A 14,893-nucleotide genomic window follows, 5' to 3' on the forward strand; every position below is an offset into this window, starting at 1 on the left:
ATGTTGAAGTGGTGCCCGGGGGCGGAATCGAACCACCGACACGAGGATTTTCAATTATCAAAAGCCATCTTCCGATATTGGTCAAAACGATCTGAACCAATTGGATTTTATCGATAAATGAGTGCGATCTGAATACGATGGTATCGGAAGCGATTGGGGTCAATCGTGAACATTCTGTGCTTGGTTACACACAAGTTACACAGGTCTGGTGCGATAAAAACCAATAGCAGCTTATGGAACTTGGCATGCCTTTTGAACCAACAGCGCGCGAGTGTTTCCCGCAAGGCTTCAGATGTCCGGTTTGGGCGACGGCGGACATTGGGGCGGCGCGGCAAAAGTCCGGAAGTACCGCAGACATTCATTGAAGGAGACGCAAAGGAATGGCCGGTTTGGGCTGCGTTAAACATGTCGAGCCAGTTGATGGGGCTCTCATGGCAAATGCATGCAGCCTTCTTTTGGGCAGACGTCGTTCAGTTTCTGCCGGCTAGATTACTTCGTAGACCGGGAACTTTTCGCACAAGCTGAGTACGCTTTGCTTGATCCGAGCTTCGACGGCTAAGTTTTCTTGTCCGTCAGCGTCACGAAGCCCATCCAGAACTTCGACGATCCAATCGCCAATCTGACGGAATTCAGGTTCAGAAAAGCCTCGTGTCGTTCCGGCTGGTGAGCCCAGGCGGAGCCCCGACGTGATGGTCGGCTTTTCTGTGTCGAATGGAATGCCGTTCTTGTTGCAGGTGATATGGGCGCGTCCGAGTGCGGCCTCGGCCTTGTTTCCCTTAACGCCCTTTGGACGCAGGTCGACCAACATCACGTGGGTATCTGTGCCGCCTGTCACGACATCCAAACCGCCCTTCTGCAACTGATCAGCCAACGCCTGAGCGTTCTTTACGACCTCCTGCTGATATTGGCGAAAGGACGGCTGCAGCGCTTCGCCAAAGGCCACGGCCTTTGCGGCGATCACGTGCATCAACGGGCCGCCCTGAATACCAGGAAAAATGGCAGAGTTGAACTTTTTGGCGAGCGCTTCGTCGTTCGTCAGGATCATGCCGCCGCGCGGTCCTCGAAGTGTCTTGTGGGTTGTCGTGGTTGCGACGTGCACATGCGGGAAGGGCGACGGATAGAGCCCCGTCGCAATCAGTCCGGCAAAATGGGCCACATCCGCCAGAAGGTACGCGCCCACCTTGTCCGCAATCTCGCGGAACCGCGCGAAGTCAAGCTGGCGCGGAATGGCCGATCCACCAGCGATAATCATCTTAGGCTGATGTTCCACCGCCAGCGCTTCAATCTGATCATAATCCACGTCCAGCGTCTCGCGATCCACGGCGTAGTGGACTGCATTGAACCACTTGCCCGACTGGTTTGGCTTTGCGCCGTGGGTCAAATGCCCGCCTGCGTCCAGCGACATGCCCAGGATCGTATCGCCCGGCTGCAAAAGAGCCAGAAACACACCCTGATTGGCCTGACTGCCCGAGTTTGGCTGCACATTTGCAAAACCGCAGCCAAACAGGGCGCAGGCCCGCTCGATGGCGAGCGTTTCCGCCTGATCAACGAACTGGCAACCGCCATAGTAGCGACGCCCCGGATACCCTTCGGCATATTTGTTTGTCATCACAGAGCCTTGCGCCTGCATGACAGCGCGGGAGACGATATTCTCGGATGCGATCAGCTCGATCTCGTCGCGTTGGCGGCCCAGTTCACGGGTGATGGCGCCAAAAATCTCTGGATCCGTGTCGGCCAGATCAGCCGAAAAGAAACCTGTGTCACGGTGGGGTGCGTTCATCTGTCTGGCTCCATTAGGTCAGGCGACGCGATCGCGCGGCGCTTTGCCCTCAAAAAAGTCGTTGAGGTTGTCGAGCACACGAAAGCCCATTGCTTGCCGCGCCTCGCGGGTTGCGCTGCCAAGATGGGGCAGCATCACAAGGTTGTCGCATTGTGCCAGCATCGGATTGATCACTGGTTCACGTTCGAACACATCAAGTGCTGCACCGCCAATGGTGTCGAACATGAGTGCTTGCGCAAGGGCTGCTTCGTCCACGACCTCGCCGCGGGCGGTGTTGATTAGGAACGCATCGGGTTTCATCATGTCCAGACGGCGCGAGTTAATCATCTTGGCGTTACTTGCTCCGCCAGGGCAGTGCAACGAAACGAAGTCGCATTGCGGCAGCAGCGCATCGATGCTGGGCGCCTGCGTGGCGTTAAACCTTGCCAGAATGTCAGGCCGTACCTCGGACCGGTTGTATACGACGATATCCATGCCAAACCCGAAATGCGCTCGTTTGGCCACTTCCTGACCGATCCGACCAAATCCGATGATACCTAGCGTCTTGCCAGATACCTTTGTCCCAATCAAATGCGTAGGACGCCAGCCATACCAGTGGCCCGCGCGCAGTTCGCGCTCACCGTCGCCCGCGCGGCGGGCCACCATAAGCATCAGCGTCATGGCAAGGTCTGCTGTACACTCCGACAATACGTCGGGTGTATTGGTGATGGCGATACCGTGGATCTTGGCCTTTTCCACGTCGATATGTGTGAAACCGACACCGTAATTGGCAAAGATCTTGGTCTGCGGCTTGGAGACATCCAACGCCTCGGCGCTGATCTTGTCCGTGACGGTGGGCAACACGGCGTCATAGCGCTGGATCGCCTCGCGGAACTCGGCAGCTGTCAGCGGACGGTCGCTGCGGTTCAATTCAACATCATAATGCACGGCAAGCTGCGCCTCGACTGCAGATGGCCACCGTCGGGTGACCAGTACACTTGGTTTTGCCATCACGCGACCTCCATCACTTTTGCAATTGTTGCGCCAATCACCGCTGGGTTGTCGGCCACTGTCACACCAGCAGCGGATAGGATTTCCACCTTTTCCGATGCGCTTTCCCCGAAGGCCGAGATGATGGCACCTGCGTGCCCCATCGTGCGGCCCTTGGGTGCCGTCAGACCAGCCACGTAGGCGACAACAGGTTTGGATACGTGATCGCGGATGTATTCGGCAGCTTCCGCCTCCTGCGGTCCACCAATCTCACCAATCAAAGCAATGACATGAGTGTCTTCGTCCTGCTCGAACCGCTCAAGGATGTCTTTAAAGGATGACCCGTTGATCGGATCACCGCCAATCCCCACAGACGTGGACACACCGATGCCCAGTTCCTTCAACTGGCTTGCAGCTTCATAGCCCAGCGTGCCCGACCGCCCCACGATGCCAACATGGCCTTTTTTGTAGATGTGGCCGGGCATGATGCCCAACAAAGCCTTGCCCGGACTGATCGTGCCTGCGCAGTTCGGACCCGTCAGCACCATGCGCCGTTCTTTGGGATAACGGTACATATACCGCTTCACACGGATCATATCCTGCGCCGGAATACCGTCGGTGATGCAGACGCAATAGCGAATACCAGCGTCTGCCGCTTCCATAATGCTGTCGGCCGCAAAGGGCGGGGGCACAAAAACAAGCGACGCTTCGGCTCCAGTTGCCGTCACAGCCTCTTCAACCGTGTCAAAGACCGGCAATCCTTCGACGGTTTCACCACCCTTTCCTGGGACAACGCCGCCGACCACATTCGTGCCGTACTCGATCATGTCCCTGGTGTGAAAGCGCGCCATTTTACCGGTGATGCCCTGGACGATAACGCGGGTGTTTTTGTCGAGAAGAATGCTCATGACACGGCCCTCAAGTTAACCCCTTGAGAGAGGTCGTTTCTCCAAGCCCCCACTGCACGTTCGGCGGCTTCATTCAGTGTTTTTGCGCGGATGATCGGCAGACCGGACTTGGCCAGGATCTTCTGGCCTTCTTCAACATTCGTTCCGGCAAGCCGCACAATAACGGGCACCTCAACGCCCACCTCTTTCATGGCCTGCACCACACCTTCCGCCACCCAATCACAGCGGTTAATGCCAGCAAAGATGTTCACCAAAATCGCCTGAACACTCTTATCCGACAGCACCAGACGAAAGGCCTTAGCCACACGGTCGGGCGTTGCGCCACCGCCAATATCCAGGAAATTCGCTGGCTCACCGCCCGCTAGCTTGATTGTGTCCATGGTCGCCATGGCCAGACCCGCGCCGTTGACGATGCAGCCGATGTTGCCGTCGAGTCCTACATAGTTCAGACCTCGATCCGCCGCGCGGCTTTCGCGGGGATCTTCCTGGCTCTTGTCGCGCAACTCAGAAATTTGCGGGTGCCGAAACAGAGCATTTCCGTCAAAGGTCATTTTGGCATCCAGCGCAATTACCCGGCTGTCTTCAGTGATGACCAGTGGATTGACCTCGACCATCGTCGCGTCCAGTTCAGTAAATGCGCGATAGCAACCCTGCAGCGTGCGAACCATTTGTTGGACCAACGCAGCATCAATACCCAGTTTGAAGGCGATCTGGCGGCACTGGAATTCGCGCAAGCCAACGGCAGGTTCGACTACCGCCCGCACGATGCTATCTGGCTTCTGTTCCGAGATCTCCTCAATCTCCATACCACCTTCGGCCGAAGCGACGATCATCACACGCTGCGTGGTCCGATCCAGCACAAAGCCCAGGTAAATCTCCCGCTCGATCGGCACTGCCGCTTCGACATAGACGCGATAGACGCCCTTGCCTTCTGGACCCGTCTGGTGCGTGACCAGCTTCATGCCAAACATCGCTTCGCTAGCGTCCTGTATCTCGGTGTCGCTGCCGCACACCTTCACGCCGCCTGCCTTGCCACGCCCACCTGCGTGGACCTGTGCCTTGACCACCCAACGCTCACCGCCCAGTTCGCGGGCACGATAAGCCGCCTGCTCCGGGCTGTAGGCCAGCGCGCCGTCCGGGACGGTCACGCCAAACCCAGCAAGGATTTCCTTGGCCTGATATTCGTGGATATCCATAGTGTTCCTCCCGATTATTCGGCTGCGATTGCTGTGCCGTAGTGCCCCTGAAGCACCGCATCGATTTGCGTCTGGTCCACATCCGCCCCAAGGTCCCGCAGGGCGGTGGCAAAGCGGTTTACGATGTCAGTAATGGCCGCCTCGGACAGCAGGTTCAGAATGCCAATGCGCACCTGAACCGGCTCTGACAGGGTGGGCCAAATGCCAAAATTCTGCGCCCGGCAATGCTGCACCAGCTCCATTTCGCGACCGGCCAGCGCGTCAGGCAAATTCAGAACGACGAGCGAAGGCATGTTCGAGGTGGCACGACACCCCATCGCCTCAACGCATTGGCGCAACGCCGTTTCGTGGAACGTGTAATCCGCCGCCCGCTGCGTGATGGTCTGTTGCAGGCAGATGCGCAGAGCCTCGTGAAAGGCCGACACGGCATAAGCCGAATGGGTCCGGTGATAGGTGCCCTTCTCAACATCCTGACCATCGATGATCCCCCAATGACGCGCCTCAAGGATGGGGTGGTGGCAGAACGTGCGCGTGCCTGTCGTTCGCAACGTCTCAATATACTGGTCGCTGAAGGATACGGGTGCGTAGGTTAGCGGCAGACAGCAAATGCCTTTTTGCGGGCAGGACGCCCAGCCGTGCACGCCGGGATAGTCATCAATGCGGAAATCGCCTACGCCCAGGCTCGAGACCGCATCGACCAGCCCCATCGCACCATGCCGCTCACAGGCGTTGCTGAAGCCTTGGATGTCGTTCACGCGACCCGATCCGGTTTCCCAATGCGCCATGGCGGCCCATTTGGGTTTGTGTTCGGCCAGCGCCGCCTCGACGATCTCTCCGGTCACGCTATCACCATGCGGTACGTCGATGATCACCACGTTGTCGGTCTGTGGATCCAGCGAGTTTGCAGCCAGCTCTTCGGCTGACGCGGCTTTCATCCGCACTGTCAAACCGTCAATGCCCGAGAATGTGCCATTCACAAACATCACCACCTTGTCGCCGGGCATGACGGCCGCGAACATCATGTCCAACCCGCTCCACCCCGTGCCAGCGACACCAAACGTGTGCGTGTTGCGGGTGCCCATGACCTCGCGCAGCATCTCCTTGCACTCGACCATCCCGCGCAGAACGTCCGCATGCATGTGATCTGCCAACCCGGCACCGGCATATCGCGCCAAAACTCTTGCATCGGTATTGCCCGGACCCGGACCAGCAGCGATTGTGTTCGGAATTTCAAGCTGTGGGAAGGCGATCGTGTTGGTCATAGTGTCTCCTGTCACGCTGGTCCGCGAAAGATCATTGCGGAAAAGATTGGCAGGATGATTGATAAATACGTTGCAGACCAAGAAAACGCCCCTTAGTCCTACTTATGGGTATCTATATGGGTGGGAAATTTACTACCCTTAAGTCTAAATATACCGGGGTATACCGAAAAATTTACCACCCTAATGGGTAGTTTATTGGAAATAGCGTATATGAATCAAAATCTTGATAATTCTGATGCACCCATCGAGATCATGCTCGCCGACAGCAATCCGCTCGTATTGTCGGCCTTGTCCGAGATTATCGACCGCGATCCGCGATTCTCTTTGGTGGCCACCGCCGCCACGGCCGAGGGGTTTCTCGGCACTGTCATGCGCGTGCCAGTTCAGGTGGGCGTAATCGACTGGAACTTGCCCGCGCTTGGTGGTGCGAAACTCATCGAAGTGCTCCGCGATCAGGAAAACGCGCCGCGCATCGTAGTCTATGCCGAAGATACTGGCGACCTGCCCCGCCTGGCCATGACGGCAGGGGCCGCCGCCTTTGCGCCCCGCTCCAGTGAAGCGGAAACGCTCCTCGACACCTGCATTGACGTAGCCGCAGGCAAGATGGTGTTTCCCTTTCTCGACGTCCGGGACCTGCAAAGCGACCCGATCCACCAACTGTCGCGCAAAGAACGCGGTATGCTCGAAGCGCTGTCAAAGGGGCTGACCAACCGTGAGCTGTCGAAAGAGCTTGGTATCACCGTCAACACTGTAAAATTCCACCTGTCCAACCTCTACGAAAAACTCAGCGTCAAGAACCGCGCCCAAGCCATTGCATTCTATTATTCGTCGCGGCTCGCGCTCGAACGGGATGACGCGGACGGTATACCCAGATAGACTGAAACTCTGCTTGACAGAATCTTACGTCGCTGACCTTTCTCGCGCAATTTTAATACGCACGAAAGGCTGCGCCATGTCGTTTCACCCGGTCACTCAAGCCCCCGGTCGTCTCAATCGTTCTGAACTTGCCGTTCCCGGAAGCCAGCCTCAAATGTTTGAAAAGGCGGCAGAATCCGATGTCGATGTTATCTTCCTCGATCTTGAGGACGCGGTGGCGCCCGATGAAAAGGAACAAGCGCGCAAGAATATCATCAAGGCGCTGAACGAGATTGATTGGGGCCGCAAATCCATGTCGGTTCGGATCAACGGGCTCGACACGCACTATATGTATCGCGACGTTGTCGACGTAGTTGAACAGGCCGGCGAGCGCCTAGATCTTATTATGATCCCCAAGGTCGGGACGGCCGCCGATGTCTATGCCGTCGACATGATGGTCACCCAGATCGAGGATGCGAAAGGCTACAAGAAACGCATCGGGTTCGAGCACATCATCGAGACCGCGCTTGGAATGCAGAACGTAACCGAAATCGCAGGTGCCTCCCCCCGTAACGAAAGCCTCCACTTCGGAGTTGCTGATTACGCTGCCTCAACCCGTGCCCGCACCACGATCATCGGTGGCGTGAACAAGGACTATGCCGTTCTGACTGACCCGGACGAAGCCGGACAGCGCGACACTCACTGGGGCGACATGTGGCACTATGCGCTTGCCCGTATGGTCGTCGCCGCGCGTGCAAATGGACTTCGCCCGATTGACGGCCCGTTCGGAGATTTCCAGGACCCCGACGGCTACCGCGCTGCCGCCTACCGTGCAGCCGTTCTGGGATGCGAGGGCAAGTGGGCTATACACCCCAGCCAGATCGCTCTCGCCAACGAAGTGATGAGCCCGTCTGACGCCGAGATCGACAAGGCACAACGCATCCTCGCCGCCATGGCCGAAGCCGAAGCTGCTGGCAAAGGCGCGGTCAGCCTTGATGGCCGGTTGATCGACTATGCATCTATTCGTCAAGCCGAGGTTCTAGTCGAAAAAGCAAAACAGATCTCGGACGGCTAAAAGACGATCCACCGATCAGCGAAGGGCCAAAATGAAAGACCCTTCGCGAATATCAGCAACCACCATGAGTAAAAAAAGTTGCACGCGGAGAAAATATCTGGAACGTTCGCTCCAACAAGCGCAGCGACCAGAATGAGTCTTCCGTGAAAGACAATGCTCTAACCCACCACCAGATCGACGGCCGGGCCGTCGCGTCGCGAATTCTAGATGACTGCCGCGCGTTCATTCGCAACAGCGGTCCTATCGGTCGCCTTGTCTCGGTCTCGATCGGTGACGTGCCGGAAATTGCGGTCTACGTGCGCAATCAGCAACGGGGCGCAGCCCGCGCCGACCTGCCGTTTGAAACCCAGTTCTGGCCCGGCGACATCACCCAGGATCAGGCGAAGGCACAGATTCAAGCGATGAATGATGACGCCGATGTACTGGGGATCATCCTGCAGCGCCCTGTACCCGACCACATCAACCTGCGCTCGCTGCAATCGGCGATCCACCCCCTCAAGGATGTGGAGGGGATGAACCCCGCCTCCATCGGCAACATCGTCTATTCTGACGTGGCCCTGGCCCCCTGCACGGCGGCGGCCAGCGTCGAGTTGATCAAGGAAACAGGCCTTGATCTCAAAGGGCTGGAAGTGGTCATGATCGGCCACTCGGAAATCGTTGGCAAACCTGCCGCCATGATGCTGATGGCCGAAGGGGCAACCGTCACCGTCTGCCACCACCTGACCCGTTCGGTTGCCATGCACTCGCGCCGGGCCGACGTGGTCGTCGTGGCCGTCGGCATTCCGCACTTTCTGGGACCCGACATGATCAAACCCGGTGCTGCGGTGATCGACATCGGGATCAACCAGATCGATGGGCCGGACGGCACACCCGAAATCGTGGGCGACGTCGACACAGACGCGGTTGTAGACATCGCAGGCTGGATCACCCCGGTACCGGGGGGCGTCGGGCCGGTCACGGTGGCAATTCTGATGCGCAACGCAACCGTAGCGCACCAGCGCCAGGTCGCAGCAGGATGGATGGATTGAGATGGGCAAACCCGACAATCGCTTTGACGTCGCCGCCGCAATAGACACCCAAGCGCAGTCGCGGATGATCGAAATCCATGTGGCCAAGGGGTTCAGTGGGCTAGAACTGACATCAATCACCCACGTGCTGGCCACCGCCAACACGCTTTTGGGGCGCGATCTGTTCTCCTGGCGCTACAGCACTGACACACCGGGCATCATCGCAGGCGATCAGGGCGCCCTTGTGCGGGCCGAGCCGGCCATTGGCGACCACCGGCTGGCCGACATGATGTTTGTGGTCGGTGGTAAAGGGGCCGCAGCGGGCAAATGGCTGGCAAGGGCACGTGCGATGCAGCGCAAGGCACGCACCGTGGTGCTGCTGTCGGATGCCGCCACCGCCTATATTCAGACGACCAAGGCCCCCAGTGGGCGCGTCACCACCCACTGGCGCGACATCACCAACCTTGTCGAAACGGGCTACCACCCCAAACTCACCACGCATCTTAGCGAAAACTCCGATGGGATCATCACCGCAGCAGGAGCGGGGGCCACGCTTGAATTGATGGTGGGGCTTGTCGCGCCCCACCTGACCAGCCCGCAAGTGGCCGAACTTGGCAACCATCTGCTGCTGCAGACCCTCCGCAAAAGCGACGCGGAACAACCCAAAGGCATGGCGGACAACGAAGGCATGTTTGACGCGCGGCTGACCAAGGTCATCCGCCTGATGGAAGACACGGTGAATGATCCCCTGTCCATGGACGACATCACGGCACGGGTCGGCGTCTCGACCCGGCATCTGGAGCGCGTGTTCCGCACCACGTTCAATGACACGCCCGCGCGGTTCTACAAGCGCCTGCGGGTGAAACGTGCGCGCAAGATGATCGAAGAGTCTCTGCTGCCCATGATCGACATCGCCATTGCCTGTGGTTTTGCGTCCTGCACAACCATGTCCAAAGCGGTCAAAGGGGAATACGGCGTAACGCCGTCCAAAATGCGGTCACGCAAAAGCATCCAGCTTTTGACTTATGAAGGTCGCTAGACGGCCAGATAGCCAATCGCCGCAAACACGACCAAGATCCCGAGCCACTGGATGCGGACCACCGCCTCGCGCAGAAACACGGCAGCCAGAATGATGGTCAGTACCCCGAAGGTTGACGCCGCCACAGACGCAAAGGCGGGATAGGCAAAGCTGCCTGCCAGCATCACCGCACCAATCGCGGTCGCGTCCAGCACGCCCATAACCGCCAACACCGGCAACGCAGACTTGGCCGGCATGATCGGTTGCCGCAGGATCAACGCAGCTGCCCCAACGACACCGACCGCAGCCACGCGCGCAATCGCGATGGCTGTCATCTCGGCCCCGCCGTCAACGGACAATTGCCCAACGGCAAAAGATACCGCGAACCCGATGGCCGCCAGCGCGGACCACAGGATGGCTGCAGGCTGCGCACCGGCGCCTGTATCATCCTTTGACGTGGCTGCAACGAACCCGCAGCCCGTGACGACGATCAGCACCGCAACCCATTGAAAGGCTGTCACGGTCTGTCCATTCATCACCGCCCAGCCCACCGAAAGGATGGGAAAGCTTGCAACAATCGGCGCTACGACCCGCACCGGCCCAATCGCCAGCGCCTTGTAAAATGCGGCCCCCGTGAGGCCAAAGATCACGCCGGACAGAACAGCATAGACGGCAGCATTCGTTGCAAGCCCGCCTGCGCCAAGCGCGCCTGCTAATATGGTCGTGGCGATACATCCGCTCACCAGCACCGGAAACAGGGATTGGAACACGCCCACCCTTTGCGAAATGTAGCGCACAAGCGTATCGTGCACGCCCCAGCAAAACGCCGCGATCAGGCCGAGCGTCAGTGCGCCCATTGTCGGCCCGTCAAGATCGGAAATGTTTTTCGCACGCGGCGCTGCCCCTTTGCTTGCGGCATGGCCACCGCCTCGTTATTCTCACAGTTAAACATTTATTCCGCTAGTGCAAAGTTTGGCGGCGTGGGAGGCGACAATGCTTGACGATCCTTATCCCAAGGTGAAGCCCGGTCCGCCGCTTCCCAGCCAGATCATTCAGCCTGCCCAGTTCTCTTTGCCGCCCGGCACTGAACGCTATGTCGTGCAGGGCGGTGGGGCCGTTCTGATTCCGGTCGAAGCTGGCGATCAGGTCTTAATCATCAATGACGAAGGTGGACAGGTCTGCGAAGTGGTCTGCGCAGACGGCCAAGGGCGTGTAGCGGACAGTGTGCTGGATCGTCCAGCGGACGCGCCTGCCGATGGTCTGCGAGCTTTGCTAGCGGGCAGTGATCAGTCGCTGCGCGGCTTACGGATGGGCCTTGATGCGCGGCGCATTGATCTGGCCGCGGCGCGCGCGGTTCGGCTGTTTGAATTGGGCACCCGCGCCAAGGCCGAAGAAGACATGCGCGTCACCGGCGATGGGACGCTGATCATCGCGGCCCCGGGCGGTGCCATGGATGCCGAAGTACAGGACACCGTCACGCCCCTGACCGTGATGATCAAGCGCGCCACAATCAAAAGCCACGTAAAGTTCGAATTGCCTGACCCTTTGGCCGACCCGGTGGCTGACATCCGGGTGCACAGCGCCACAGCCGAGGCCTTCTTTGTCAAAGCGGGCGACTACATACAGATTATCGACGTCGATGGCCGCCAATGTACGGATTTCGAATGCTTTTCGGCCCGCAAGCTCGACAAGGGGATCGAACACGCGCTTGACGTCACCACCACCCGTACGCTGATGGGCCACGCCTATCCGATGCCCGGCCTGCACGCCAAATACTACGATCAGGAGATGCTGCCGCTGGTCGAAGTGGTGCAGGACACTTGCGGGCGCCACGACGCCTTCGCGCTTGCCTGTTCGGCCAAGTATTACGACGACATCGGCTATCCCGGTCACATCAATTGCTCGGAAAACTTCAACACCGCCTTGTCCGAGTTCAACGTCACAGGACGCCCTGGCTGGATGGCGATCAACTTCTTCTTCAACACCTATCTCGACGAACACGGCGTCATGTATTCGGACGAGCCATGGTCGCGCCCCGGCGACTACGTCCTGCTGCGCGCGCTCACGGACATCGTCTGCGTCTCCTCTGCCTGCCCCGACGACACCACTGCCGCCAATGGCTGGAACCCCACCGACATCCACGTGCGCACCTATAGCGGGCGCGAAACCTTCCAACGCAGCGTCGCCTACCGGCCCACCCCTGATGCGGACCCCAAAATGACCAAACAAACCGCCTTCCACGACAGCTTTGCCAAGCACACCCGCAACTTTGTCAATTACAACGGCTACTGGCTCGCCAACTGCTTTGCCGAAGCGGGCCCGATTGAGGAATACTGGGCCTGCCGCCAAAAGGCGGTGATCATGGACCTCTCCCCGCTCCGCAAATTCGAGATCACCGGCCCCGATGCCGAGGCGCTGTGTCAATACGTCTTCACCCGCAACATGAAAACACTGGCAGTGGGCGGGGTGGTGTACACCGCCATGTGCTACGAACACGGCGGCATGATCGACGACGGCACGGTCTTCCGGCTCGGCAAGGACAACTTCCGCTGGATCGGTGGAAATGACTATGGCGGCGACTGGCTGCGCGAACAGGCCGACAAGCTGGGCCTCAAGGTCCTCGTCCGCTCCTCCACCGATCAGCTGCACAACGTCGCCGTCCAAGGCCCCGAAAGCCGCGATCTCTTGCGCAAGATCGTCTGGACCGCCCCCCATAACCCCGAGTTCGACCAGCTCGGCTGGTTCCGCTTTACTCCGGCCCGCCTCAACAACGAAAGCGGCACCCCCTTCGTCATCTCGCGCACCGGCTATACAGGCGAACTGGGCTATGAAGTCATGTGCCACCCCAAACACGCCTCTGAAATCTTCGACGCGATCTGGGAGTCAGGTCAGGATCACGACCTGCGCCCCATGGGGCTCGAAGCGCTCGACATGGTGCGGATCGAGGCCGGGCTGATCTTTGCCGGTTACGACTTTTCGGACCAGACCGACCCGTTCGAAGCCGGGATCGGCTTCACCGTCCCACTCAAATCCAAACCCGACGACTTCATCGGGCGCGACGCGCTGATCCGGCGCAAGGAGCACCCCAGCCGCAAACTTGTCGGCCTCAACATCGACAGCAATGTGCAGGTCGATCACGGCGATTGCATCCACATCGGCCGCGCCCAGATTGGCGAGGTCACGTCCTCCATGCGCTCACCACTCCTGGACAAGAATATCGCACTGGCCCGCATCGATGTGGCCCACGCCGACATCGGCACACAGGTCGAGGTCGGCAAACTCGACGGCCACCAGAAACGCCTGCCCGCCGAAATCGTCCCCTTCGCCCACTATGACCCGAAGAAAGAGCGGCCCCGCTCATGATCCGCCGCGCCTTCCTTGCCGGACTGCTCACCCTCGCCCTGCCCGCCCACGCGCAGGCAGTGAAACTCAAGGCGCACGAGATCGACGCGCTGCTGTCCGGCAACACCGCCATCGGCAAGTGGGAGGGCACCGGCTACCGCCAATACTTCAACCCCGACGGCACCACGATCTTTGCACTGGAAAACGCCCGCTCGACCCGCGGCGAATGGCGCATCGACGCGGACAAGCACGAATACCAAAGCATCTGGCCCCGCGACGCCGACTGGGAGGGCTGGTTCGTCATGGAATGGGACGGCACGTTCTACTGGGTCAGCAAGGCAACGCCGCCCACACCGTTCAAGCTGGTCGACGGCGAACAACTGGTGGCCGAATGATCCGCCACGCGGCCCTCCTGACGCTTGCCGCCACAGTGGCGCATGCGGATACGTATTGCGCGAACCTCACAGCACTCACCCAAGGCACCACGACCGAAATCGCCTTGCCCGACGGCACGCCCGGCATCTGCGCTATGTCGCTCGATCTGACCGGTGCCAGAGCCATCAACTGCCGTTGGCCCTTCGACTACCGCGCGCAGGCCGCAACCGACACGTTCACAGAATTGCTTGATGCAACAACGCAATGCCTGAACACGGATGGCCTGACCGACCAGGGCGTGAACCACCCCGACAGCTATGACCTGCGCATGTTCGACACAGACACCGCGCAAGTCAGCATTTCGATCAAAGACAAGGGCGCGCTGCAGCAGACTTTCATATTCCTGCGCGTCGCGCCCAAAGATTGAACGCCTGCGACCTCGCGTCGTTTTTGCACAAGACCGGCATTGGATTTGCGGCTCAGACTCTCGGCATGAATGCGAATGATGTCTTTGAAAACCTGTTGCACGCAACCCGCACGGTCTGCATCCGGCACCCGGACGTCCGCGCCTTCGTTCCTTTCCCGACCGACGTGACGCAGCAGGATATGACACCCAAATCCTGTCCCTGCGGCAGCTATCTGGCGCAAGAAACCCGCTGGCGTCACCACCCGACCTACGAAGCGCTGAGCCAGGCCATCATTCGCGCCGGACCAACGGCACATTGGCGCGAAACCTACAAGGATACGGATATCGGCGACGACTTCATGGACCGGTTCGGCTGCTACTGCATTATCGGACCAGACGCCCCGTTCTGGTCAAACACAGCGCGCGTCTTCATGGTCTATATGCCGCCCGGCCTGTACTACCGGTGGCACCACCACCCCGCCGAAGAGCTTTACCTCGTGCTGTCAGGCTCTGCCGTCTTCCGCAAGGCTGGCGCACAAGATACGACGCTGCGCGCCGGAGACGCTTGCTTTCACGCGCGCAACCAGTCGCACGCGATGGAGACGCGCGATGATCCTGTTCTGTGTCTGGTGCTGTGGCGGAATGAGTTCGACACACCGCCCATCCTCGACGCGCAGGTACAAACGGCCCTCGCATAGAT

The 14,893-nt window shown here is 59.3% G+C and carries 14 protein-coding genes; 8 read left to right on the forward strand and 6 right to left on the reverse strand.

Features of this window, described 5'->3' with window-relative positions:
• Positions 1 to 484: 484 nt before the first annotated feature.
• Genes glyA through AC6RA8_RS01095 form a run of 5 tightly spaced genes read right to left on the reverse strand, consistent with a single transcriptional unit; the run spans position 485 to position 6,115 of the window.
• Positions 485 to 1,780, reverse strand: coding sequence for a serine hydroxymethyltransferase (glyA, locus tag AC6RA8_RS01075; RefSeq protein WP_500350279.1), 1,296 nt, complete (start codon positions 1,778 to 1,780; stop codon positions 485 to 487).
• An 18-nt stretch (positions 1,781 to 1,798) separates the two neighbouring features.
• Entirely contained in the window at positions 1,799 to 2,770 is a 972-nt protein-coding gene (locus AC6RA8_RS01080) for a 2-hydroxyacid dehydrogenase (RefSeq protein ID WP_500350280.1), read from the reverse strand.
• Entirely contained in the window at positions 2,770 to 3,657 is an 888-nt protein-coding gene (gene sucD, locus AC6RA8_RS01085; RefSeq protein WP_500350281.1) for a succinate--CoA ligase subunit alpha, read from the reverse strand. Before sucD ends, AC6RA8_RS01080 begins: the two co-directional genes overlap by 1 nt.
• Entirely contained in the window at positions 3,654 to 4,853 is a 1,200-nt protein-coding gene (locus AC6RA8_RS01090) for a malate--CoA ligase subunit beta (RefSeq protein WP_500350282.1), read from the reverse strand. Before AC6RA8_RS01090 ends, sucD begins: the two co-directional genes overlap by 4 nt.
• Before the next feature lie 14 nt (positions 4,854 to 4,867).
• A complete protein-coding gene (locus tag AC6RA8_RS01095; RefSeq protein ID WP_500350283.1) occupies positions 4,868 to 6,115 on the reverse strand; it encodes an aminotransferase class V-fold PLP-dependent enzyme in 1,248 nt (415 codons plus the stop codon).
• 252 nt (positions 6,116 to 6,367) lie between these two features.
• Between AC6RA8_RS01095 and AC6RA8_RS01100 the strand changes: the two genes are divergently transcribed.
• The 4 genes from AC6RA8_RS01100 to AC6RA8_RS01115 all read left to right on the forward strand — a co-directional run bounded on the left by AC6RA8_RS01100 (position 6,368) and on the right by AC6RA8_RS01115 (position 10,091).
• A complete protein-coding gene (locus tag AC6RA8_RS01100; protein ID WP_500350354.1) occupies positions 6,368 to 6,991 on the forward strand; it encodes a response regulator transcription factor in 624 nt (207 codons plus the stop codon).
• A gap of 76 nt (positions 6,992 to 7,067) precedes the next feature.
• On the forward strand, positions 7,068 to 8,045 hold the full coding sequence (locus AC6RA8_RS01105) for an HpcH/HpaI aldolase/citrate lyase family protein (protein WP_500350284.1): 978 nt from the start codon (positions 7,068 to 7,070) through the stop codon (positions 8,043 to 8,045).
• A 143-nt stretch (positions 8,046 to 8,188) separates the two neighbouring features.
• Positions 8,189 to 9,073, forward strand: a complete 885-nt coding sequence (locus AC6RA8_RS01110) for a bifunctional 5,10-methylenetetrahydrofolate dehydrogenase/5,10-methenyltetrahydrofolate cyclohydrolase (protein ID WP_500350285.1) — start codon at positions 8,189 to 8,191, stop codon at positions 9,071 to 9,073.
• A gap of 1 nt (position 9,074) precedes the next feature.
• Positions 9,075 to 10,091, forward strand: coding sequence for a GlxA family transcriptional regulator (locus tag AC6RA8_RS01115; protein WP_500350286.1), 1,017 nt, complete (start codon positions 9,075 to 9,077; stop codon positions 10,089 to 10,091).
• Here the strand turns inward: AC6RA8_RS01115 and AC6RA8_RS01120 are convergent.
• On the reverse strand, positions 10,088 to 10,927 hold the full coding sequence (locus AC6RA8_RS01120; RefSeq protein WP_500350287.1) for an EamA family transporter: 840 nt from the start codon (positions 10,925 to 10,927) through the stop codon (positions 10,088 to 10,090). The two genes, AC6RA8_RS01115 and AC6RA8_RS01120, sit on opposite strands and share 4 nt — an antisense overlap.
• A 136-nt stretch (positions 10,928 to 11,063) precedes the next feature.
• On the opposite strand from AC6RA8_RS01120, the gene AC6RA8_RS01125 reads away from it, so the two are divergent.
• The 4 genes from AC6RA8_RS01125 to AC6RA8_RS01140 all read left to right on the forward strand — a co-directional run bounded on the left by AC6RA8_RS01125 (position 11,064) and on the right by AC6RA8_RS01140 (position 14,891).
• Positions 11,064 to 13,433, forward strand: a complete 2,370-nt coding sequence (locus tag AC6RA8_RS01125) for a trimethylamine N-oxide demethylase (protein WP_500350288.1) — start codon at positions 11,064 to 11,066, stop codon at positions 13,431 to 13,433.
• Positions 13,430 to 13,807: a hypothetical protein gene (locus tag AC6RA8_RS01130; protein ID WP_500350289.1), complete on the forward strand. Its 378-nt coding sequence runs from the start codon at positions 13,430 to 13,432 to the stop codon at positions 13,805 to 13,807. The genes AC6RA8_RS01125 and AC6RA8_RS01130 overlap by 4 nt, the downstream gene beginning before the upstream one ends.
• Positions 13,804 to 14,214, forward strand: a complete 411-nt coding sequence (locus AC6RA8_RS01135) for a hypothetical protein (protein ID WP_500350290.1) — start codon at positions 13,804 to 13,806, stop codon at positions 14,212 to 14,214. The genes AC6RA8_RS01130 and AC6RA8_RS01135 overlap by 4 nt, the downstream gene beginning before the upstream one ends.
• Before the next feature lie 65 nt (positions 14,215 to 14,279).
• Entirely contained in the window at positions 14,280 to 14,891 is a 612-nt protein-coding gene (locus AC6RA8_RS01140) for a dimethylsulfonioproprionate lyase family protein (RefSeq protein WP_500350291.1), read from the forward strand.
• The last annotated feature ends 2 nt before the right edge of the window (positions 14,892 to 14,893 follow it).

The organism is Tateyamaria sp., assembly GCF_059783535.1.

Coding starts and splice junctions, on each gene's coding strand:
- AC6RA8_RS01125 (WP_500350288.1), top strand. CDS start 11,064: ATGCTTGACGATCCTTATCCCAAGGTGAAGCCCGGTCCGCCGCTTCCC.
- AC6RA8_RS01100 (WP_500350354.1), top strand. CDS start 6,368: ATGCTCGCCGACAGCAATCCGCTCGTATTGTCGGCCTTGTCCGAGATT.
- AC6RA8_RS01105 (WP_500350284.1), top strand. CDS start 7,068: ATGTCGTTTCACCCGGTCACTCAAGCCCCCGGTCGTCTCAATCGTTCT.
- AC6RA8_RS01115 (WP_500350286.1), top strand. CDS start 9,075: ATGGGCAAACCCGACAATCGCTTTGACGTCGCCGCCGCAATAGACACC.
- AC6RA8_RS01135 (WP_500350290.1), top strand. CDS start 13,804: ATGATCCGCCACGCGGCCCTCCTGACGCTTGCCGCCACAGTGGCGCAT.
- sucD (WP_500350281.1), bottom strand. CDS start 3,657: ATGAGCATTCTTCTCGACAAAAACACCCGCGTTATCGTCCAGGGCATC.
- AC6RA8_RS01090 (WP_500350282.1), bottom strand. CDS start 4,853: ATGGATATCCACGAATATCAGGCCAAGGAAATCCTTGCTGGGTTTGGC.
- AC6RA8_RS01120 (WP_500350287.1), bottom strand. CDS start 10,927: ATGGGCGCACTGACGCTCGGCCTGATCGCGGCGTTTTGCTGGGGCGTG.
- AC6RA8_RS01080 (WP_500350280.1), bottom strand. CDS start 2,770: ATGGCAAAACCAAGTGTACTGGTCACCCGACGGTGGCCATCTGCAGTC.
- AC6RA8_RS01095 (WP_500350283.1), bottom strand. CDS start 6,115: ATGACCAACACGATCGCCTTCCCACAGCTTGAAATTCCGAACACAATC.
- AC6RA8_RS01140 (WP_500350291.1), top strand. CDS start 14,280: ATGAATGCGAATGATGTCTTTGAAAACCTGTTGCACGCAACCCGCACG.
- glyA (WP_500350279.1), bottom strand. CDS start 1,780: ATGAACGCACCCCACCGTGACACAGGTTTCTTTTCGGCTGATCTGGCC.
- AC6RA8_RS01130 (WP_500350289.1), top strand. CDS start 13,430: ATGATCCGCCGCGCCTTCCTTGCCGGACTGCTCACCCTCGCCCTGCCC.